Genomic DNA, 22182 nt, shown 5'->3' with positions numbered 1-22182 from the left:
TTGTTGTAATGAAAGCAACCAATTACATTATACGAGGAAACCTAAGTTTTTTGCATTAGCTATTTTGGTAAAAGATTTATAGGATTAATCGGTTTTCCATCCAAACGAATCTGGAACTCGAGCATGACCTGAGACGCTCCAGTAGATCCCATTTCGGCAATTTTTTGTCCAGCAGTTATATTATCACCGCTTTTCACCAACATCTTGCTATTGTGGGCATACGCACTGATGTAACCGTCAATATGCTTAACTAAAACCAGATTCCCGTATTCTTTTAAGCCATCTGCTGCATAGACAACTTGACCATCGGCTGCGGCATAAATAGGGTCACCCTGATTTCCACCATAACGGATTCCCTTGACATTATTTGCCAAATTAAACCCTTGGATTACTGGGCCATTGGTCGGTTTTATCCAACGTAAGCTCGAATTTGGTGCAACCGAAGCTACTGTCGTGTTTGTTGATGGTACGCTAGTTGCTGGCGGAGTTACTGGAGTAACAGGCTGTGTTGTTGGTAAAGCAATGGTTTGACGCTTAATTTGTTCAGGTTGCGCCATGACTTGCGTAGAAACTGTTCTTGGTGAAGAACCTTTCTTCAAACGCAACGATTGATTGACATAAATACGATATGGTGCGGGAATATCATTCATTTCGGCAATGCTGACATAGTCCAGACCATAACGCATTGCGATACCACTTAAAGTATCACCTGAACGAACTGTGTAATAGTTAGGAGCCATTGCATAGCGAGAACTATTATTAATTTGCGGTTTAGAAGCACATCCAGCCATAGCCACAGTAAAACCTACAGCTACAGACAACAGCATAATTTTCATTATTTTGTCTTTTTGGATATTCACTCTGCTTTGTTGCCCAATTAAATGCATTGATCTCCCTCACTAAATGCTACAAATCATTTCGGCTAAGAGTAACAAAAAAGTAAGAGGAAACACGTTCCTCTTTTTCTTTATTCACAAAGTTATAACATTCGAGGCAAATTATTGACTCAAACTTAGCTGTAGGTCTTCTAAAACAGCATAATTTGTTGCGTCCATCTGAATTGGGGTAACACTTACATATCCATTGGCCACTGCAAAAAAGTCAGACTGAATCTGGCTTAAATCACGCTGCGGATCTGTAACCGCCTCACCTGCTAGTCCAATCCAGTAAACTTGACGTCCTCGTGGGTCGACATGACTCGTAATTGGCTTAGATTGGGCACGGCGTCCCTGATAAGTAATTTGTGCTCCTTTTAACTGTGGCACGTCTGGAATATTAATATTCAAGATATGTCTTGGAGGCAAAGATGGCAGTCCACTTGCAATAAAATCATGAACCCACTGAGCAGCCTGAGCATAATCTTCTTTATTGTTATAAGCGCGTACATCAGAACCAGCTAAAGACACAGCAATTGCTGGTTGCTTCATCAAACGGCCTTCAAATGCTGCGCCTACTGTTCCAGAATATAAAACATCATCACCTAAGTTTGCTCCGCTATTGATTCCACTCACGACCAAGTCAAATTCAAAATCGAACAAACCATTCATTGATAAATAAACACAATCTGCTGGCGTACCATTCACTGCCCATACATCTTCGACAATTTGAATTGGGCGCAATGGTCGATCCAATGTCAATGCACTTGAAAAACCACTTCTTTCGCTTTCTGGTGCAACTACAACCACGCGTCCAAGCGGTCTTAATGCCTCAGCTAAAGCCTGTATACCTGGCGCAAAAACACCGTCATCATTCGCAATTAAAATATTCACTAAAATCTTTCTCGACAAATAAACCTAAAGGTTTTCATAATTGAATTATCTGTTGAATTATATATATTTATGCCTCCATAGCATTATAAAATTGTGAAAAAATGAAAACTTTCGCTCCTTTTTTTCAGGTATTGGGGATCAGTATCACATTGTGTACGCAAGCGGTTTTTGCAGATGAGGATATCTCAACACAAGAGGCTGATAGCTTAATTAAAGATGATATTGCCGCAACGCAAGTTTTGCAGGAAATCTGCCCAGCTTTCGTGGGAACAAATAAAAAACTTGAGTCAAATACTCAAAAAATTATTGCGATGTATCTAAACGGTTATTCAAATAAATCAATGTCCTTAGCAAATCTGCAAAATGACACAGAATTTAAAACTTTATTAAATGAAGCACGTCAGGCTGCAAAACAAATGGACCATCATGAACAACATGAGCTCTGTGAAGAGATGGTTAATTATAAGGAATAGGTCTTAATCTTTTTAGAATAGAGATTTATTAATTTTTGGTTTTCTGTTTGGCATTAAGCAGAAAACCAACATAACAATACATTTTTTCCATTTTCTTAACCTACAAATTGGTTAAGCTATCGACATATTTAAATTTTTTATTTCGGGTTATCGATGTTTATGAAGAAAAGCTTAGTTCAATCGCTCTCTTTGGTTTTACTTATGAGCATGGCAACAGTTGGTTTTGCTGCTGATAAGAAGAAAACAACTGAAAAGAAAACCGAAAATGAAAATGTTGTTGAAGTGACTCCACAACAAGGTATAACCCCTGAAGAATTAGCTGCGATTCAAGTACTTTCTGAAATTTGCCCAGACCTTATTGGCAAAAAAGATGCTGATTTTGCTCAAGGTTACGAACGTTTAGTTAAAGACTATCTTCCAAATGAAACTGATGCTGTCTCTGCGTTAGAAAAACGTAGCAAAGACAAAGGCTTCAAAAAATACTTAAAAGAAGCGCGTAAAGATGCGAAAGCCGCAGGCGATGACCAAAACACTTTAGTTTGCCAAGACGTGAAAGCATATCAATCGCAAAACTAAATTAGCAAAAAACTCTTGAGTTACAATACTGTTTGAAAAAGCCGACTTCCCCCATAGAAGTCGGCTTTGCTTTATCCTAAAATGCTAGGCTCTTCTGCTTCATACAAGATATTGGAATTACATAGAATGACTCGAAAAAGCGCTATTGCTGCACTACTCCTCTTGCCAAGCTTTTCTTATGCAGCAACTGTCTTATCAGCTCCGCCAGAATTAAATAATAAGTCTTATGTATTAATGGATTACGAGACAGGACAAATTCTTGCTTCTAAAAATGAAAACGAAAAGCTTGCACCTGCTTCTATGACAAAAATGATGACTAGTTACATCATTGAACAAAAATTATTAAAAGGTGATCTGACTGAAAATGAGCAGGTTCGTATGAACGAGTCTGCATGGTGTAAAGGAAGTAGCTCTGAATCATGTATGTATGTTCCTTTAAATGGTACAGCGACTGTTCTAGAAATGCTTCGCGGTATTATTATCCAGTCAGGTAATGATGCGTCAAAAGCAATGGCTGAACATATTGCCGGAAATGAAGGCACTTTTGCTCACATGATGAATCAGGAAGCAAAACGTATCGGCATGGTAAATACCCAGTTTGTTAACTCGACTGGTATGCCAGCTGAAGGCCACTATTCAACTGCAAAAGATATGGCAGTTTTAGCACAACATATTATTAAAGACAGCTCAAAATATTACCCAATCTACTCTGAAAAAGAATTTACCTTTAATGGTATTAAACAAGGCAACCGTAATGCCTTGCTTTACACAGACCCAAGTGTAGATGGTTTAAAAACAGGCCACACAGATGAAGCTGGTTACTGCTTAACTACTTCAAGTAAACGCGGTCCAATGCGTTTAGTTTCGGTGATTTTTGGTACTCCAAGCATGGCTGAACGTGCAGACCAAACACGTGCTTTATTGGCTTGGGGCTTTGCAAACTTTGAAACAGCAAATGTTCAACCAGCCAATCAGGTTCTTGCAAAAGCGAAAGTCTGGTTTGGTAAAGAAGATGAAGTTCAAGTGGGTTTAGCTGAAAACTTTAGTGTGACTATGCCTAAAGGTAAAGCTGACGGTATTAAGACTCAGTTAGTGGTTCAACCTAACTTAAATGCGCCACTTCAAAAAGGCCAAGTCGTAGGTAAACTCGTTGCAAGCTTAGACGGCAAAGTAATTGCTGAAAAGCCATTAGTTGCATTAAAGCCAGTTGAAGAAGCAGGATTCTTTGCACGCTTAATCGACCATGTGAAACAATTCTTCAGCAACTTGTTCTAATTTTTGAATAGTTGAATTAAGCACTCATGCTATTTAGCCTGAGTGCTTTTTTATTTTATAATTCGACTAAATTTTATGTTGATACCTCTCATGGCAAAGAACATCCGTCCTTATCTTGAACACCGCCCTCAAATTGATACAACATGCTATATCGATGAAATGGCTGTTGTAGTCGGTGAAGTGAGCTTAGCTGAAAATGTTTCTGTCTGGCCTTTTGCTGTGATTCGCGGCGACGTAAATAGTATTCAAATTGGCAAAAACAGTAACGTACAAGACCATTGTATGTTGCACGTTAGCCACAAAAATGATGCAAAACCTAATGGCTCACCGCTGATTATTGGTGAAGATGTGACGGTTGGACATCATGTCACCTTGCATGGCTGCACCATCGGTAACCGTGTTTTAATCGGGATCAATACCGTTGTTCTAGATGATGTGATTATTGAAGATGATGTGATGATTGGTGCGGGAAGTTTGGTTCCACCGCGTAAAGTCTTAAAAAGTGGTTATCTATATGTAGGAAGCCCTGTACAACAAGTGCGCCCATTGACCGAAAAAGAATTAGCGTTCCTTCCTTATTCGGCAAGACATTATGTAAAAGTACAAAATAATCATAAAGCAGCCCAAGCAGATCAAGATTAATTAGCTTTATTAACTGCTAGTAATAAAATCCTGATTTTTTAAACGATATGGTTTTGTAGATATTGCTCATATCGTTTAGCAGATCACCGTAGCCAAAAACCCCTAAATTTCGTATTATACGTCTTTTAAATAATGGTGCTTTTTTATGGCCGCATGGACTCCTCATGTCACTGTTGCTACAGTCGTAGAAAAAGACGGACGCTATCTATTTGTTGAAGAGCATAGCGAAGGTTTTGTACACACCGTATTTAACCAACCTGCTGGTCATGTGGAATGTGGTGAGTCATTAACACAAGCAGCCATTCGTGAAACACTTGAAGAAACGGGTCATCATGTTGAAATTGATGCCCTGCTCGGTATTTATACTTATACCCCGCCCATGTTTCCGGACCGTACATATTATCGCTTCTGTTTTCTAGCGCATGTGACTCAGGTTGAAACTAATCCTCAACTCGATACAGATATTGTAGCTGCTGTCTGGATGACACCAGATGAGCTCAAAGAATCTGCTCGTGCTCGTAGTCCGCTCGTACTAAAAGCAGTTGAAGATGCCATGAAAGGCCACCATTATCCTCTATCGCTTATTTATGAGCACCCTTTCTCTCCCTCATTAACTTCTCATTTGGATGCCTAGTCCTATGCAACAACGTGTCATCGTCGGTATGTCTGGTGGTGTAGACTCTTCTGTTTCTGCAGCACTTTTACTTCAACAAGGATATCAAGTTGAAGGTCTTTTCATGAAGAACTGGGAGGAAGACGACGGCACGGAATACTGTACGGCAATGGAAGATTTAGCCGATGCTCAAGCAGTAGCCGATAAAATAGGCATTAAGCTACACACAGCAAACTTTGCTATGGAATATTGGGACCGCGTGTTTGAACTTTTCTTAGCTGAATATGCAGCTGGACGCACGCCAAACCCAGATATTTTATGTAATAAAGAAATTAAGTTCCGTGCATTTTTAGATCATGCCATAACTTTAGGTGCAGACTTTATCGCGACTGGTCATTATGCACGTCGTGGCAAAACTGCATATAACTCGAAAGGCGAAGCATACGCGCCATTATTACGTGGTGTAGACAATAATAAAGACCAAACTTATTTCTTACATGCTGTTCATGGTAAAGAAATTAACAAAACCCTATTTCCGGTAGGTGAGATCGAAAAACCAGAAGTCCGTAGAATTGCTGAAGAACTTGATCTCGCTACAGCCAAGAAAAAAGACTCTACAGGAATCTGTTTTATTGGCGAACGTCGATTTAATGACTTCCTTAAACAATATTTGCCCGCTCAACCTGGAAAAATTGTACTTGATACAGGTAAAGAAGTTGGTGAACATCACGGTCTGATGTACTATACGCTCGGTCAACGTGGCGGAATTGGTCTAGGTGGTTTGAAAGGTGCAGCTGAAGGTGCATGGTTCGTACTACACAAAGATATTGCCAATAACCGCCTAGTTATTGGTCAGGGACATGAACACCCACTCATGCAAAGCACACAGCTTTGGAGTGAGTCAATTGACTGGGTGGCGGGCGAACAGAATATTCCAGCTGAAGGTTTACGCTGTACAGCTAAAACACGCTATCGCCAACCTGATCAGGCATGTACAGTTTTTAATGATGAAAATAGTGAACACGGTGTACGAGTTGAGTTTGATGAACCTCAGCGCGCTGTTACACCGGGTCAAAGCGTTGTATTTTATTCAGATGAAGTTTGCTTAGGCGGGGGTGTCATTCACCATACAAATGCCCCTACACCAAATTTTATTTAAGGGAATGAATGGCATGGTGGAGTTACCATTTCAACAATCACAAGCCTTGAATGTTCGCCAAAACCGTGCCCTTGCCTTGGCTGGGGTATTTCAGGCCACCCAGCTCACGCATATGACAGCCCTAACGGGTCAGCAGAGTATTGGTGAAAGTGGTAACTTCTATTTTGAGCTGTTAATCAAAGCGAGTTTAAATATTCGCCCTACAGCCAACAATGGTGTCCAAACATTAGATTTTTTTAATCAGTTGGCAGATATTTCTTTAGGGCTTAAAACACTCGAAAATTGTATTACCCAACCTTTTACAAATATGCCTAAATCTCGCCTTCCAAAAATGGGGACTGCCAAGCTTCCCATGTCATACGCTATGTCACTTTTACAATTAGAAAAGAAGGTCTATAGCAATCCAGAATACGTCGCAATCATTGAAAAAGCTCAGCAAAAGATTTTAAAACAGCTTTCTTTTTTTGATAATAACTATTTACACCCAAGCATTTTAGCCAATTTGGCTCAAACTTATGTCGATACTGCTGGGCAGATTAACCCCCGCATTCTCGTTCGTGGTAATGCAGAAGCATTTAAAGATACCAACCATACTAACCGCATCCGCGCTTGTCTGTTTACTGGCTTGCAAATGGCCCATTTATGGCGACAACTCGGTGGTAGTTCGTGGAACATGATTTTTAGCAAGCGTAAATTGCTACAAGATATTCAAGCACTTGCTCGTTTACAGTACCAAGTCATCTAAGGCTGTAAAGAGATTATTTTTGGTTTTATGTTTATTCCAACATTAAGGAATCGTTATGAACGCTTTAACCGCACTATCACCATTAGATGGACGTTATGCCAGCAAATGTGATGCGCTACGCCCTTTTCTTTCTGAGTTTGGTTTAATTCATGCTCGTGTCACTGTAGAAGTGCGTTGGTTACAAGCGCTTTCTAACCGTCCAGAAATTGTTGAAGTTGCTCCTTTTTCAAATGAAACAAATGCAGCTTTAGATGCCATTGTTAGCAACTTTTCTGAAGAAGATGCTAACCGCATTAAAGAAATTGAACGCACAACGAACCATGATGTAAAAGCTGTTGAATATTTCTTAAAAGAGAAAATTGCAGGTATTACTGAATTACAAAATGCGGGTGAGTTCATTCACTTTGCTTGTACATCAGAAGACATTAACAACTTGTCTCATGCACTGATGCTTAAAAACGGCCGCGAAGTTTTAGTATCAAGCATGAAGCAAATTTTAAATGCGATCTCTGCTTTAGCAACGACTCATGCTGAACAACCAATGTTGTCGCGTACTCACGGTCAAACTGCAAGCCCAACAACTTTGGGTAAAGAAATGGCGAACGTTGCATACCGTTTAGCTCGCCAAATCAAGCAATTTGAAAATGTTGAGCTACTAGGCAAAATCAACGGCGCTGTAGGTAACTACAATGCTCACCTTTCTGCTTATCCAGATGTTGACTGGGCTGCGCATGCTCAAGCTTTTGTGGAATCTTTAGGTTTAGCATTCAACCCGTACACGACACAAATCGAGCCACATGACTACATGGCAGAGTTGTTTGATGCCCTACGTCGCTTCAACACGATTTTAATCGACTTTAACCGTGACGTATGGGGTTACATTTCTTTAGGTTACTTCAAACAAAGATTAAAAGATGGTGAAGTTGGTTCTTCAACTATGCCACACAAAGTTAACCCAATTGACTTTGAAAACTCTGAAGGTAACTTAGGTATTGCGAATGCGGTATTAGCGCACTTAGGCGAAAAATTACCAATTTCTCGCTGGCAGCGTGACTTAACTGACTCGACTGTACTTCGTAATATGGGTGTTGGTTTTGCGCAAAGTTTAATTGCTTTTGATGCGTGTTTAAAAGGTGTTGGTAAACTTGAGCTCAATGCAACTCGTTTACTGGAAGATCTTGACCAAGCTCAAGAAGTTTTAGCAGAGCCAATTCAAACTGTTATGCGCCGTTATAACGTTGAAAAACCATATGAAAAGTTAAAAGCATTAACTCGTGGTCAAGCAATGACTCGCGACATGATGGTTAATTTCGTAAATGGTGAGGAACTTCTTCAAGTGCCAAGCGAAGAGCGTGCACGTTTAGCAGAGCTTACTCCTGCAACTTACACAGGTAATGCTGCTGAACAAGCAAAACAGATCAATGACTTAATTAGCAAAATCTAATTGAAAAGTTAAAAAAAGCGAAGCTTCGGCTTCGCTTTTTTATTACACTGATATAAAGCACAATAAAGTCCTATTTATAAAATGATCGAAAAACAATTCAAACTTAAACACTATGTTGCTCTAGTCCTCATATTTATTGCCATTTTACTATCAAGCATTCACCCCCTTGAATTTGAAGCTTATTTACTTCATCAGGTGGGGACTGTTTTTATGTTAGTTCTACTATTTATTATTTTTAAAAAGATTGGTCTCGATTTTTTAAGTTTTACTTTCTACTTACTATTTTTACTGATTCACATTATCGGTGCACATTACCTATATTCATATGTTCCTTACAATGACTGGATTCAACAGGTGTTCCATTTTAATCTAGATCAATACATGGGGTGGTCCCGTAATATGTATGATCGTTTAGTTCATCTTGCCTATGGTGTTTTACTCTACCCTCTTATTTATCGAGTTTTTCAAGTTTGGTTGCCTACAGCACGGCCTTGTACTCTATTTTTACTTGTGATCCAGTTCGTGATGGCATCTAGCGTTTTTTATGAACTCATCGAATGGGCAATTGCAATTGGCTTATCTCCAGAAGAAGCTGAAAATTATAATGGTCAACAAGGCGACATGTGGGATGCCCATAAAGATATGCTGTTAGCAACTATTGGGACAATAATTTATGGAGTTGCTGCTCTTATAAAAAAACCTAAAATAAATAATTCATAAATAAAAAAAAAGCGCTCAATGAGCGCTTTTTTTTAAAGGTAATTTAGACTACTGGATAAGTTTGATCTAAAAGATTTTGTAAAACTGAAGAAGCTGTATTTGGTAAAAGTTGATCAAGACTGGTCGTGACTTCACTAACTGTATTATTTACATCACTCTGTTCATTCACCACTGGCTTAGACTCTGTTGCAGATAAAATTTTTGCGATCGGGTCTGAATCATTAGATGAAGAACTTTTTAACAACTCATCTAATTGCACAGATTTTTGCTGCTGACTATCTGTTTCATTCGTTGTATTTTGTACTAACTTTAATGTATTTAACCCAACACTATCAGCAACAGATACAGTTTCTACATGAGCAGTATCAACTGCTGCATCACTTAAACTCGCAGTCTTTGGCGCGACTACATAAAAGGTAAATGGCGAACTGACTTCACTCGTCAGTCCTGCTGCATCTGTCTGAGTCAAAGTAATCGTATGCTTTCCAAGGGCTAAATCTTTATCAAGACTAAACGTCCACGATCTACCACTACTTACAGTCACAATTCCAATAGCAACGCCATTATCATAAATAGTGAGCGTGGCATTTGCCTCACCTGATCCTGTAAGCTTTGGTCTTGCATCATCTGTTTCAGAACCAGCTGTAATCGCCCCTTTTAAAGCTCCCACATCATCATCCACACTATTTAACACAGGTTTGATAGGAGGCGTAGTATCTTTAGTGCCTATAATATCAAGAACATCAGATTTATTTCCGGCACTATCAATAGCTGATACAGATGCATGCTTATTATCAGTTAAGGCTGGCGAAATAGAAATCGTAAATTTCCCATCTGCACCAGCGGTTCCACTACCAATGACCTTGCCGCTTAAATCCTTAACTTCAATTTTTGCATTAGCTTCTGCTGTGCCTGTTACTGTTGTACCATCCGCATTAATTTGAGCGATGGGTTTATCAGGTGCAATAGAGTCATAATTTGGAGAAATTTCTAAAGGTTTAGAAGTATTTCCTGCTGCATCTTCAACAACAATAGTAGCCTTCTGTGCATCTTTTAATGCAGGAGAAAGTGTAATTTGAAACTCGCCTTGAGCATTTGCCGTACCAGTTCCGATCACTTTACCATCAGCATCTTTAATTTGAACCTTTGCATTGGCTTCAGTTTTACCTTCAACTGTTGTGCCTTCTTTATTCACTTCGACTAAAGGTGCATCTGGAGCAAAGGTATCCTTTCCTGCAATTATTTTACTTGGCTCAGATTTATTGCCAGCTGCATCTTCTGCAATCACCTTCCCACCTGCATCATTAGTCAATGGCGGAGTAAGTTTTAAAGAAAAGATCCCATCTTTATTCGCAGTTACAGTTCCTAATACTTTATCAGCGGCATCATATACAGTAATTTTTGCATTGGCTTCAGCTTTACCTGTTACTAATGACCCATCTGCACTAAGCTGAGCTTGGGGAGCATCTGGAGCAATTGTATCTTTTGTACCTGTAATAGCAGCACCACTAGACTCTTTACCGCCCCCATTTTGAGCAGAAACATTTAATTTATTTCCATCTGTCAAAGGCTTGTCTAACTTGATAGTAAAATTACCACTTGCATCTGCAACACCAGAGGCTACCGTATTTCCAGCAGTATCTTTAATATAGATTTTTGCATTAGCTTCTGCCTTACCAGTGACAGTAACAGCATCATCTGCAAGTTTTAAATCTGTTGGTTTAGCAGTGTTTGGGACATCAACAGGTGAATCATCTTTGTCATCGTTATCAAAAGCCCAAAGATATAAACCTTCAGCAGCTAAAACTGCTAAGCCTGCTTTAAGGACATTGCCCATCGAAAAAGTTGGAGAATCATCAACTGCCATTGTTGAGGCTGGCTGGCTAGTGCTTGTGTAGGCTAAATCTGTGACATGGTTTAGACCTGTATAATCTATAACCTTACCTTGTGCATCAAATTGTGCTTCAACAAATTTTCCATGTTCAGTTGGAAAAACAAGTGAATGATCTGTTGTATTCGTTGCTTCATTAAAGAAATTTTCTAAGACAATAGTCTCTCCATTTTTTAAATGGATGACGAGACTTCCTCCCTGTTTTTCCACCGATGCTATATCTTTTTGACTTACACCAATTTGAATAATAGAAGGTTTACTTAACACTACCTTACTGAGCTGACCATCTTGCAGAACGTCCAAACCCTCTTTGGATGCTACAATTATTCTTGTCATTATTTCCTACCCTGAGTTTCAGTTATATTTTTTAAATGTTTAACTTTTTAAATGATTCATCTAAAAGCTATTTTATTGCTGTTTAAAATATCAAAACCATGTGTTTATCACAATTCAAAAAGTATATTTATCAATAATTATTTTTGACTTTTTATTAAAAAGCTAAAGATATTTAAAAAGCTGGATTTATTTATTAATTCAATAAAAAACCAGCATATTAAGCTGGTTTTTTATCAAAATGTGAATCACAAAAACTTATAGTTTTGGATCACGCATCTGCACAAGAGTTGTATTTGCTTTTGCAAGGTTTTCCATCACTTTATTCATTACAGCTGGAATCAAGCTATCTGCCATTTGTGCCGCTTGTAAACCCAACTTTTCACCTAAGGTCGCTTTCCTACGAGTGTTAATCACATAGACATCATGCTGTGCTAATAAAGCTAATAGATACTCATCAGATGTTTGTAATTTATCAACGAGGTTAAGATTAAGCGCATCTTCACCATACCAATGTTCACCTGTAGCGACTTTATCAACATTAAGCTGTGGTCGATACTTTTCTACAAAGTGCTTAAATAACACATGAGTCTGTTGAAGCTCTTCTTCGAACTTTGCTTTACCTTCTGGGGTGTTTTCGCCAAACATAGTCACAGTACGCTTATATTGCCCTGCTGTATAAAGCTCAAAATCAACATTATGTTCTTTTAAAAGGCGATTAAAGTTTGGAACTTGAGCAACAACACCAATTGAACCCACAATAGCAAATGGTGCAGTAATAATTTCATTTGCGATACATGCCATCATATAGCCGCCACTCGCTGCCACTTTGTCTACACAGATGGTCAGATGGAACCCTGCATCGCGTAAGCGCACCAATTGAGCTGCTGCTAGACCATAACCATGTACCATGCCTCCGGGGCTTTCAAGGCGAACTACAACGCGGTCACGCCCTGCTTTAGCAGTTGCTAAAATGAGAGTAATTTCTTCTCGTATGTTTTCAACTGCTGAAGCTTGAATATCACCTTTAAAATCCAACACAAAGATTTTCTGATTATTTTTACGGCGAATTTTAGCTTCTTTAGCAAGTTGTTGAACCAATTGTAAAAGTTCTAAACGGCTTGCAGTAGTTTGTGCAATTTTTTTTCTCTGTTCATTTACACGTGCATTTAAATGACTAACACGTATTTCTGCAGGGAGTTTAGGCAAATGGAATAACATAAAATTCTAAGCTCATAAGTTATCTTTTATAGCCTTAAGATGTGGTCTTTTTGATTAAAATTCAATAGCGATTTTGCAAAATAGAGTCATTTTCATTTATAAAATAAAAAAAAGAGCACATGGCTCTTTTTTTGTATGAGTGACTAATTAACCGAAGCGTCCAGTAATATAGGCTTCCGTCAACTGATGGTCAGGTTGAGTAAAGACTTTTTCAGTTGAGTTGACTTCGATCAAATCACCTAAATGGAAATAGGCAGTACGATCTGAAACACGTGCTGCTTGTTGCATAGAGTGAGTCACAATTACAATTGTATATTGATTCGACAATTCAGAAATCAATTCTTCAATTTTTGCTGTGGCAATTGGGTCAAGCGCAGAACATGGCTCATCCATTAAAATGACTTCTGGACTTACTGCAATCGTACGTGCAATACATAAACGTTGCTGCTGACCACCTGACAAACCAGTACCCGGTTGATTCAAACGGTCTTTTACTTCGTCCCATAAGCCCGCTTTACGCAAGCTATTTTCAACAATTTCTTCAAGATCATATTTATCACGTGCTAGACCATGAAGTTTAGGACCATAAGCCACGTTATCAAAAATAGTTTTAGGGAATGGATTTGGCTTCTGGAACACCATACCAACTTGAGCACGCAATAATACGACATCAAGGTTTGGGTCATAAATATTGTGGTTATCAAGTGTAATCTTACCTGTTACACGACAACCATCAATGGTGTCATTCATACGGTTTATCGTACGAAGAAAGGTAGATTTACCACAACCTGACGGTCCAATAAAGGCAATAACTTCGTTTTGGTAAATATCGAGGTCAATACCCTTAATCGCTTCAAAATCACCATAATAAACATGGGCATCTTGTGCACTAATTTTGATTTCGGTTGAGTTCTGCTTTTTTGAAGTATGTGGTTCAAAATGCGAAACATACGAAGTGCCATGATTTTGCGATTTATCTGTAAATTGAGATTGTTCAGTGTTCACTAACTTATCCTTTTCTAAGGAATTCGTAATATCAATAGTATTCATGATTTATCCTCTATTACCAACGCACTTCGAACTTTTTACGTAACCAAATTGCAAGACTGTTTAAACCAATCATTAATGCAAGGAGTACGATAATCGCAGCGGCAGTACGGCCTTCGAAGAAGTTACGCAACTCATTACCTTGCCATAAATAAACTTGGACAGGTAAAGCTGTTGCTTGATCAAATGGGGTTGTTGGAATACTTGCAACGAATGCACTCATTCCGATTAAAAGTAAAGGTGCTGTTTCACCAAGTGCGTGAGCAACGCCAATAATTGCGCCGGTCATAATGCCTGGTAACGCTAATGGTAGAACATGGTGGAAAATGGTTTGAAACTTAGAAGCTCCCAAACCAAGTGCAGCTTGTCGAATAGAAGGTGGTACGGCTTTTAATGAAGCACGAGTGGTAATAATTACCGTTGGTAATGTCATCAGACTTAAGACTAAACCACCTACCAGCGGAGCAGATAAAGGCAAATGCATCCAGCCAATAAAAATTGCTGCACCGAGTAAACCAAACACAATCGAAGGAACAGCAGCAAGGTTATTGATGTTGACTTCAATAATGTCTGTAATAAAATTCTTTGGAGCAAACTCTTCAAGGTAGATTGCGCTGGCAACACCAATTGGGATCGCAATAATGATCACAATAAGCATCATGAATAATGAACCCATGAATGCACCTGCAAGACCACTAATTGCTGGTGAACTACGAGAATCTGGGTTCTTAAATAAGCTCATATTAAATGTACTTTCAAGAACACCTTTTGCTTTTAGTTCATCTGCAAGTTTACGCACTTCCGGATCAAGCTGTTGCTGATCATCTGGTAATGAACGGTCAATATTACCTTTCAACCAGACATCGACATTGGCATCGCCCAAGAAATTAAGATTTTCTTTTTTACCAATAAGTGATGGGTCCGCAAAAACCATATCACGTAAACGATAAGCCTCTGAACTTGCATAAAGACTACTTAAGTAATCACGCTGGCTAGCAAGTGCAGGGTCTTTGGCAATCATTCCATTTACAATAATTCCGTCCCAATCCACCATACCCATTTTAGTTTGCCAATCGATATAGCGCTCTTGATAATGTGCTGGTGTTTCACCTTGTCCACGAACAGGTACTGGACCTGCATCAATCAATTTCGGGTCAAAGTAAATTGGAACATTCATACTCGTTTGCCAAAAAGCAGGTAAGCCTTTTGCCAAAATACTGCTAAACAATAGCGCAACGAATGCAAGCCCAATTATAACTGCCGAGAAACCAGCATAACGAAAAGCCTTTTCTTTGCGATGACGTGTAGCCAAAGTTTTTTCAATAAGCAGTTTACGTCGTTCACGTGTTTCAGCAGCAGCTTTTGGATCAAATACGTTCTGATCCATAGGAGACGATGTATTTGATGTACTCATTCGTATTGCTCACGGTATTTACGCACAATGTACAGTGCAACAATGTTTAAACATAAGGTAATCACAAAGAGTGTTAGACCTAACGCGAATGCAACCAAAGCTTGTGGGCTGGCAAAGTCAGTATCACCAGTTAACTGTTTTACGATCGTAACGGTCACTGTCGAAACAGCTTCAAATGGATTTGCATGTAAAAGTGGACTGTTCCCTGCAGCCAAAACCACGATCATGGTTTCCCCTACGGCACGAGAGACAGCTAATAAAAAGGCACCCGTAATACCTGGTAATGCAGCGGGTAAAACGACTTGACGAATTGTTTCAGACTTAGTTGCTCCAAGTCCTAAAGAACCGTCACGTAAAGCACGAGGCACTTGGGTAATAATGTCGTCTGATAAAGAAGAAACAAACGGAATAATCATAATTCCCATCACGAAACCAGCAGTTAAAGCACTGGTCGCGTTAATTTCAAGCCCCACATAAGCACCAGCTGTCTTGAAAAATGGTCCAATAACCATCATGGCAAAAACACCATAAACAATTGTTGGAATACCGGCTAAAACTTCAATCGTTGGTTTTGCCCATGAGCGTAACCATGGCGAGGCATATTCAGCTAAATAAATAGCAATCATGAGTCCTACAGGTACAGCAACCAATAAGGCTATGCCGCTGACCATGAGTGTGCCCCAAAGTAATGGCAGTAAACCATAACTACCTTCAACATTACCTGAAGTACTAAAGCCTGGGTTCCACTCTGTCCCAAAGAAGAAATCAAGTGGGCTTACAAAACGGAAGAAGTGCATTGCTTCGCCAAACATCGACATCACAATACCGATGGTTGTTAAAATCGCAACACCAGAACATAAAATCAAAGCAACATTAATGGCACGTTCAACTTGGTTACGCGCACGATATTGTTGATTAATTTTTTTCTTTGCCCAAACTAAACCCAATAAAGCTGCGCAAACTACAACAGCAAACTTGGCAAAAGAGCCAATGGTTTGAAATTTTGCAAACTGTTGTGCAGCAGCTAATTCATAGGCTGCCGGTTTATCACTTACCCCAAAACCTGAAGCAATCGCTTGAACACGATCAACCAATACACTTCTGCCAGCTTCATCAAGTGAAGCACTTATAGACGCGGGAATATTATTAAAAATAATATGATTTAAAATACTTGGTTCAACCAAGCTCCAAATGATCAAAATTAAAAAAGCAGGGATACCGCACCAAAGTCCAACCAGTGCACCATAATAACCAGGACGAGAATGTAACGTCGCCGAGTTGCTTCCCTTACCTGCTAGGTTACGGCTTTTTCTCAGCCCAAGTTGATATGCGATTGCCACAAGGGCCAACAACACACCGATAAGTAGCAGATTCATGTACTCTCCACTGTTTTCTCAATTGTCATAATTTGGAAAAAACAAGTTAGACAAAAAGGCTGATGAACTCTCAAGATCACCAGCCCTCATTCAAACTAACTTATTTAACAGTTTTACCTGCTTTAAAGTCAGCCAAAACTTTTGCACGTTCAGCATCAGACATTGCGATTAAGCCATCACGCTCAGCTTTAGAACCTTTACCTGTTGCTTTTTTGCTTACAAAGTATTCTACAAATTGCGGTAAGCCTTTAACTGATTTTAAATGTTCGCCTTTCACGTAGAAGAACAATGGACGAGATACAGGATATGTACCGTTCAATACTGTTTTCTCAGAAGGAATAACATTGTTTACTGTTGCTACACGTAACTTGTCACGGTTCATATCATAGAAACTTAAACCAAACACGCCTACTGCACTTGGAGAAGTCTTTAAGCGAGCTAATGTTTCTGTGTAATCACCAGCAATTTCAATTACACGACCATCTTTACGGAAAGTAGAACATGCTTTCTTCTGAGCATCTTTATCTAGGCTCTTGAAGTATTCATACGATTCACAGCCCGCTTCAACCATTTTCTCTTGGAAAACTTCACGTGTACCGTGGTTAGATGCAGGAATTACAAGTGTAATTGGTTCATTTGGAAGTGATTTATCAATCTGGTTCCAGTTTGTATATGGGTTTGGAACCAATTTACCTTTTGAAGGTAACTGTGCAGCTAAAGCAGCAAACACATGGTAAGGTTTTAATTTATAGGCTGCTTTATTTGAGTTAGACGCAAATACAATGCCATCGTAACCAATTTTGATTTCTTGAATTTGTTTTACACCAGCTTTGTTACAAGCTTCAATTTCAGTGCTTTTAATTTTACGAGAAGAGTTAGCAACATCGATAGTGTTGTCGCCCACACCTTGGCAGAACTGTTTCAAACCAGCAGAAGAACCGCCAGAACCAACTACAGGAGTTTTAAATTGAGGGAATGTATTACCAAACTCTTCAGCTACAACGCTGGCAAATGGTAGTACAGTTGAAGAACCAGCAATTTGAATCGTATCACGAGCTGCATTTGCAGTCGTTGTTACAGCTGCCCCAGTTACTGCTAACGCAATTGCGATTTGACGTGGATTTAAGCGCATTCTGTTCTCTCTCATTAATGCAATAGGTTGTACGTCACTTTTTGTTGAGTGCTTGTACGCTCTTCGATAGCTGCATTGTGAATAGAAAATATGACAATTAAGTTACAGTATGATGACGCTTTAATGATTTCAATATTGTTAATTGTCACATTATTATTTTTTGCCTACTATCAAATATTTAATTCAATCTAAGTAGGTATTTTACCTTGCATATTAGTCTGTATTATTACACTCGTTAAAAATATAAGATTTTTGTATTTATAAAATATAAAAAATAAAGATGTTATAAATGTATTAAAAAACGATAATTTAGTTATCTTTAGTTTAATGATTAAAATATTTTTTGATTAAGGAAGTTTTTATTAAAATATTTCTAAAAATAATAATTTCTTTGTAACATGAAAATAATATGACAAAAGATAAAGGGTTACCTACTCTAAGTCAGGTAACCGCAATATCATTGTCAATTTAAACGATCAACTCGATTGTACTTCTGGCATCGCAACCATTTTTTTACGATATTTTAAGAAATACGTAAGCGCTAAAACAGCCAACCAGATTGGGCCTAAAATAACGGCAAGTCTCATATCTGGCGTCATTGCCATAATAATAAGAATAAAACATACAAAGCTAATGGTTAAATAATTACTCCATGGGCTAAGAATGCTTTGGAATTTGGTTTGACGTTTTTGCAATTTCATTGCTTTAGTGAATTTCAAATGAGTCACTGAAATCATGAGCCAGTTAATGACAAGTGCCGCCACAACCAGCATCATAAAGAGCTGAAAAGCTTGACCTGGAATTAGGTAATTTACGACCACACATATTGCTGTGATTGATGCAGATACCGCTGCTGCTGGAACTGGAATGCCACGACTGTTTACTTTTTTCAAGATAGCTGGGGCATTACCCTGCTCTGCTAAACCATGCAACATACGGCTATTACAATAAATACAGCTGTTATAAACTGAAATGGCAGCAATCAAGACCACAAAGTTTAAAACGTTCGCAACGCCATTACTATTTAATGACTGGAAAATCATTACAAATGGACTACCGCCTTCTGCAACCATATTCCAAGGGTAAAGACACAGTAAGATCCCAATCGCACCGATATAAAAAATTAAAATACGATAAACAATCTGGTTCACTGCTTTTGGAATAGTCGTTTCAGGTTTTTTAGTTTCAGCCGCAGCAATACCAATTAATTCTAAGCCACCAAATGCAAACATAATGACGGCCAAAGCCATGACAAAACCATGAATTCCGTGCGGGAAGAAACCACCGTGTTGCCATAAATTCGCAATACCTGCTTGCGGACCAGCAGAACCTGTAAACAAGAGATAGGCACCAAAACCAATCATACTTAAAATTGCAACAATCTTAATGCAGGAAAATAAGAATTCGGATTCCCCAAAAAAGCGGACATTTACCAAGTTAATGCCGTTAATTAAAATAAAGAAAAATAAAGCAGTCAGCCAAGTGGGAATTTCAGGCCACCAGAACTGAATGAAGGTTCCAATTGCACTGAGTTCAGCCATGCTTACCAGTACATACAACACCCAATAGTTCCAGCCAGACATAAAACCAGCCATTTTGCCCCAGTACTTATTGGCAAAATAACTGAATGAACCGCTTACTGGTTCCTCAACAACCATTTCACCTAAATGACGCATAATTAAGAAAGCGATAATGCCAGCAATTGCATATCCCAATAAAATTGAAGGACCTGCCAGTTTAATCGTTTGCGAAAGACCTAAAAACAACCCTGTTCCGATCGCCCCTCCGAGCGCGATGAGTTGAATATGCCGATTGGATAAGCCTTGTTTTAACTCGTGCTTATTGTTTGCATCCATAACATTATCTCCAATGTTGGTGTCACTTCCTGTACACCTTTATTCAGCACCATATCCGAAGGTCAGAAACCGACCTTCGGACATAAGTTTGCTTTAATATGAGTCCATTTAATTTTTGAGAAGACTTGTCCTGTCTTCTATTTAAAACGAGCTTGCATCCTTACATTTAATAGGCTGGGAACGCTCCTTTAAAATTTCGTAACCGCGATCACCGTAGTCAAAACGAGCAATCACAGAAGCAAATTTTTTCAAACTCACCGGCGCATCCATTGCTGGTAGTTTTAATTCAATAAACGTTAACTGATCATTCTGATGAACATTGTCTAAAACACTCTTTAGCTGTCCAGCAGTTTCAACCACATAGGTGGTATGGCCTTTTTTTCCGTTAAATACGGCTGGAATTTCAGTATATTTCCAGTTTTGTACATCGTTATAGGCAGCGTTTTCGCCCATGATTAATCGCTCAATGGTGTAACCGCCATTGTTCAGCAAGAAAATAATGGGTTTTAAACCGTGACGGATAATCGTAGAGAGCTCTTGTACCGTAAGCTGGAATGAACCATCACCAATAAATAGAATTTGACGGCGTTCAGGAGCAGCTAGCAAACTACCAAGTAAAGCCGGTAAGGTATAACCGATTGAACCCCAAAGTGGCTGAGCAATATATTTAGCTGTAGCAGGAAGTTTTAAACCAGACAAAGCTGAGTTTGAAGTTCCCACCTCTCCAATAATCACATCATCTTCTTTTAAGAAACCTGCAATATAGTTCCAAAGTACATCTTGGCTTAGCTTTTGTTGTGCTGGGGCTTCAAAGGCTTTTTGAGGTTGTTTTTCAAGAACAGGTTTAGTCGCTTTACGCGGTGCAACTTTTTTATTTAACTCAACAAGTAATTGTCCAATCTCAATGCCTGGAAAATCCTGACCAAAAATATTCAGACCATAAGATTTAATTTCGATATAGTTTTTAGTCGCAATTTGATGAGTAAATACAGCTGAACCGACGTCGGTAAAACGTGCTCCAATACCAATTAAACAATCAGACTGCTCAATGATATTTTTAACATGTGGCTGGCTTGCCCCACCCACATAAGTACCGATGTAACGAGGTGAGCCTTCATCCATAATATTTTTTGCAGTATTCATACCGGCAAATGGAATTGAGCACTTTTGAGATAAATCATTTAAAAGTGAAGTTACACCAAAAACTGAAGCTTCATTATCAATAAGAAGCGCTGGGCTTTGAGCATTCGCAATAATGTCACAGAGTTTGCTCACCACAGTTTGCAATAATTCAGGTTCAACAGCTGGATAACTTAGGTCGAGCGGACGCTCAGACACTTCAATTTTAACGTGAGTAATATCCCCTGGTAGTTGGATATGTACAGGGCGGCGATCAAGGAAACACTGACGTAATACACGGTCAATTTCAAAGGCTGCATTTGCTGGAGTTAAACGTGTTTGAGCAACTGTGAACTCTTTCATACAGTTCATAATATTGTCGTAGTTACCATCAACCAACGTATGGTGGATCAAAGTGCCCTTTTGAACTGCATGTAAAGGTGGAATACCAGAAATATGGATAAGAGGTACATTTTCTGCATATGCACCTGCAATGCCATTAATGGCACTTAAGTCACCTACACCATATGTGGTTGCCAAGGCAGAAAAACCGTTAATTCGTGCATAACCATCTGCTGCATAGGCAGCATTTAATTCATTACAATTTCCAATAAATTCGAGTTCTGGATCTGCTTCAACTTGTTCTAGATATGAGAGGTTAAAATCACCAGGTACACCAAAGAGATGTTGGATACCCATTTGTTTTAGACGAAGATTTAAAAAGTCACCGATTTCTATGAACATTGCTCTATATCCTTTGAGACCAATTTTTATTCCATAGAAAAATAATATTTCATCTACCTTTTAGATTTCGTGCATAATGAAAACGCATTTTAATAAAAATACATGATTTGTGTATCATAAAAGGATTTTATGCAATGGATAAGTTCGACTGGCAAATCATTCAGGCATTACAAAAGAATGGACGGCTCACCAATCAGGAAGTTGGAGATTTAATCGGTTTATCTGCTTCCCAATGTTCTAGAAGAAGACAGCTACTTGAGCAAAAAGGCATAATTTTAGGTTACACCGCCCGCATCCAGCAACAAGCGCTAGGACTGGAAGTCACAGCGATGATTCATATTAATTTAAGAACACACGAGGCAAAATCGCAGCAGGCTTTTCAAGAGTTAATTGAAGCTGAAGACAACATTCAGGATGCTTTCTCAATTAGTGGCGATGCGGATTTTATTTTAAAAGTCGTTGCTGAAAACTTAGAACAGCTTTCTCAATTTGTAACTGAAAGATTGCTTTCTTATAATTTTATAGGACATATAAAGTCTTACATCGTTCTGAAAAAAATCAAAGAACAGAATCATTTTTTGATCAAACCTAAAGGTCACGGTTACCATCACACGACTTAAGCAAATTAGTATT

20 protein-coding genes are annotated in these 22182 nt (G+C 38.8%); 10 read left to right on the top strand and 10 right to left on the bottom strand.

The features are described 5' to 3' along the window. Positions 1-59: 59 nt before the first annotated feature. Entirely contained in the window at positions 60-887 is an 828-nt protein-coding gene (locus F936_RS06170; RefSeq protein ID WP_005045979.1) for a peptidoglycan DD-metalloendopeptidase family protein, read from the bottom strand. A 111-nt stretch (positions 888-998) separates the two neighbouring features. Continuing rightward, positions 999-1769, bottom strand: a complete 771-nt coding sequence (surE, locus tag F936_RS06165; RefSeq protein ID WP_003650466.1) for a 5'/3'-nucleotidase SurE — start codon at positions 1767-1769, stop codon at positions 999-1001. A gap of 101 nt (positions 1770-1870) precedes the next feature. Between surE and F936_RS06160 the strand changes: the two genes are divergently transcribed. The 9 genes from F936_RS06160 (at position 1871) to F936_RS06120 (ending at position 9416) form a co-directional block, all read left to right on the top strand. Further along, on the top strand, positions 1871-2242 hold the full coding sequence (locus F936_RS06160; RefSeq protein ID WP_005045976.1) for an MCR_0457 family protein: 372 nt from the start codon (positions 1871-1873) through the stop codon (positions 2240-2242). Between the two features lie 153 nt (positions 2243-2395). Then, positions 2396-2818, top strand: a complete 423-nt coding sequence (locus F936_RS06155; protein WP_005039026.1) for an MCR_0457 family protein — start codon at positions 2396-2398, stop codon at positions 2816-2818. 126 nt (positions 2819-2944) lie between these two features. Further along, positions 2945-4093 carry a D-alanyl-D-alanine carboxypeptidase PBP5/6 gene (gene dacC, locus F936_RS06150; RefSeq protein WP_003650463.1) on the top strand — a complete coding sequence of 383 codons (1149 nt, stop codon included), beginning with the start codon at positions 2945-2947 and terminating at the stop codon, positions 4091-4093. A gap of 90 nt (positions 4094-4183) precedes the next feature. Beyond that, positions 4184-4735, top strand: coding sequence for a gamma carbonic anhydrase family protein (locus tag F936_RS06145; protein ID WP_003650462.1), 552 nt, complete (start codon positions 4184-4186; stop codon positions 4733-4735). 145 nt (positions 4736-4880) lie between these two features. Then, the gene (locus F936_RS06140; RefSeq protein WP_004643575.1) at positions 4881-5369 is read left to right on the top strand and encodes an NUDIX hydrolase; all 489 of its coding nucleotides are present in this window, start codon (positions 4881-4883) and stop codon (positions 5367-5369) included. Positions 5370-5373: 4 nt separating this feature from the next. Beyond that, complete coding sequence (mnmA, locus tag F936_RS06135; protein ID WP_005045972.1) at positions 5374-6507, top strand: tRNA 2-thiouridine(34) synthase MnmA; 1134 nt, start codon at positions 5374-5376, stop codon at positions 6505-6507. Between the two features lie 13 nt (positions 6508-6520). Continuing rightward, positions 6521-7252, top strand: a complete 732-nt coding sequence (hflD, locus tag F936_RS06130) for a high frequency lysogenization protein HflD (protein WP_003650459.1) — start codon at positions 6521-6523, stop codon at positions 7250-7252. Positions 7253-7307: 55 nt separating this feature from the next. Next, positions 7308-8696, top strand: coding sequence for an adenylosuccinate lyase (purB, locus tag F936_RS06125; protein WP_005045970.1), 1389 nt, complete (start codon positions 7308-7310; stop codon positions 8694-8696). 81 nt (positions 8697-8777) lie between these two features. Beyond that, positions 8778-9416: a DUF2238 domain-containing protein gene (locus F936_RS06120; protein ID WP_005045968.1), complete on the top strand. Its 639-nt coding sequence runs from the start codon at positions 8778-8780 to the stop codon at positions 9414-9416. A 43-nt stretch (positions 9417-9459) separates the two neighbouring features. On the opposite strand, the gene blp2 is transcribed toward F936_RS06120, so the two are convergent. The 8 genes from blp2 to F936_RS06080 form a co-directional block, all read right to left on the bottom strand. Next, positions 9460-11643, bottom strand: a complete 2184-nt coding sequence (gene blp2 / locus F936_RS06115) for an Ig-like repeat protein Blp2 (RefSeq protein WP_005045966.1) — start codon at positions 11641-11643, stop codon at positions 9460-9462. A gap of 255 nt (positions 11644-11898) precedes the next feature. Then, positions 11899-12861 carry a protease SohB gene (gene sohB / locus F936_RS06110; RefSeq protein ID WP_004643581.1) on the bottom strand — a complete coding sequence of 321 codons (963 nt, stop codon included), beginning with the start codon at positions 12859-12861 and terminating at the stop codon, positions 11899-11901. A gap of 147 nt (positions 12862-13008) precedes the next feature. Next, entirely contained in the window at positions 13009-13911 is a 903-nt protein-coding gene (gene pstB / locus F936_RS06105) for a phosphate ABC transporter ATP-binding protein PstB (protein ID WP_003650451.1), read from the bottom strand. Between the two features lie 13 nt (positions 13912-13924). Then, positions 13925-15322, bottom strand: coding sequence for a phosphate ABC transporter permease PstA (gene pstA / locus F936_RS06100; protein WP_005045964.1), 1398 nt, complete (start codon positions 15320-15322; stop codon positions 13925-13927). Continuing rightward, positions 15319-16698 carry a phosphate ABC transporter permease subunit PstC gene (pstC, locus tag F936_RS06095; protein WP_005045960.1) on the bottom strand — a complete coding sequence of 460 codons (1380 nt, stop codon included), beginning with the start codon at positions 16696-16698 and terminating at the stop codon, positions 15319-15321. The genes pstA and pstC overlap by 4 nt, the downstream gene beginning before the upstream one ends. Positions 16699-16798: 100 nt before the next feature. Further along, complete coding sequence (locus F936_RS06090) at positions 16799-17830, bottom strand: substrate-binding domain-containing protein (protein WP_005045958.1); 1032 nt, start codon at positions 17828-17830, stop codon at positions 16799-16801. Positions 17831-18306: 476 nt separating this feature from the next. Then, a complete protein-coding gene (locus F936_RS06085) occupies positions 18307-19686 on the bottom strand; it encodes an amino acid permease (protein WP_003650444.1) in 1380 nt (459 codons plus the stop codon). A gap of 141 nt (positions 19687-19827) precedes the next feature. After that, positions 19828-21549, bottom strand: coding sequence for an alpha-keto acid decarboxylase family protein (locus F936_RS06080; protein ID WP_005045955.1), 1722 nt, complete (start codon positions 21547-21549; stop codon positions 19828-19830). A 134-nt stretch (positions 21550-21683) separates the two neighbouring features. Here F936_RS06080 and F936_RS06075 point away from each other — a divergent pair, with 134 nt between their 5' ends. Continuing rightward, a complete protein-coding gene (locus F936_RS06075) occupies positions 21684-22169 on the top strand; it encodes an Lrp/AsnC family transcriptional regulator (protein WP_004643588.1) in 486 nt (161 codons plus the stop codon). The last annotated feature ends 13 nt before the right edge of the window (positions 22170-22182 follow it).

Origin of the sequence: Acinetobacter calcoaceticus DSM 30006 = CIP 81.8 (assembly GCF_000368965.1) — a bacterium.
Classification (GTDB): Bacteria; Pseudomonadota; Gammaproteobacteria; order Pseudomonadales; family Moraxellaceae; genus Acinetobacter; species Acinetobacter calcoaceticus.
Note: the sequence above shows the minus strand (reverse complement) of the source record. Positions and strands in the feature narration are given on the sequence as shown.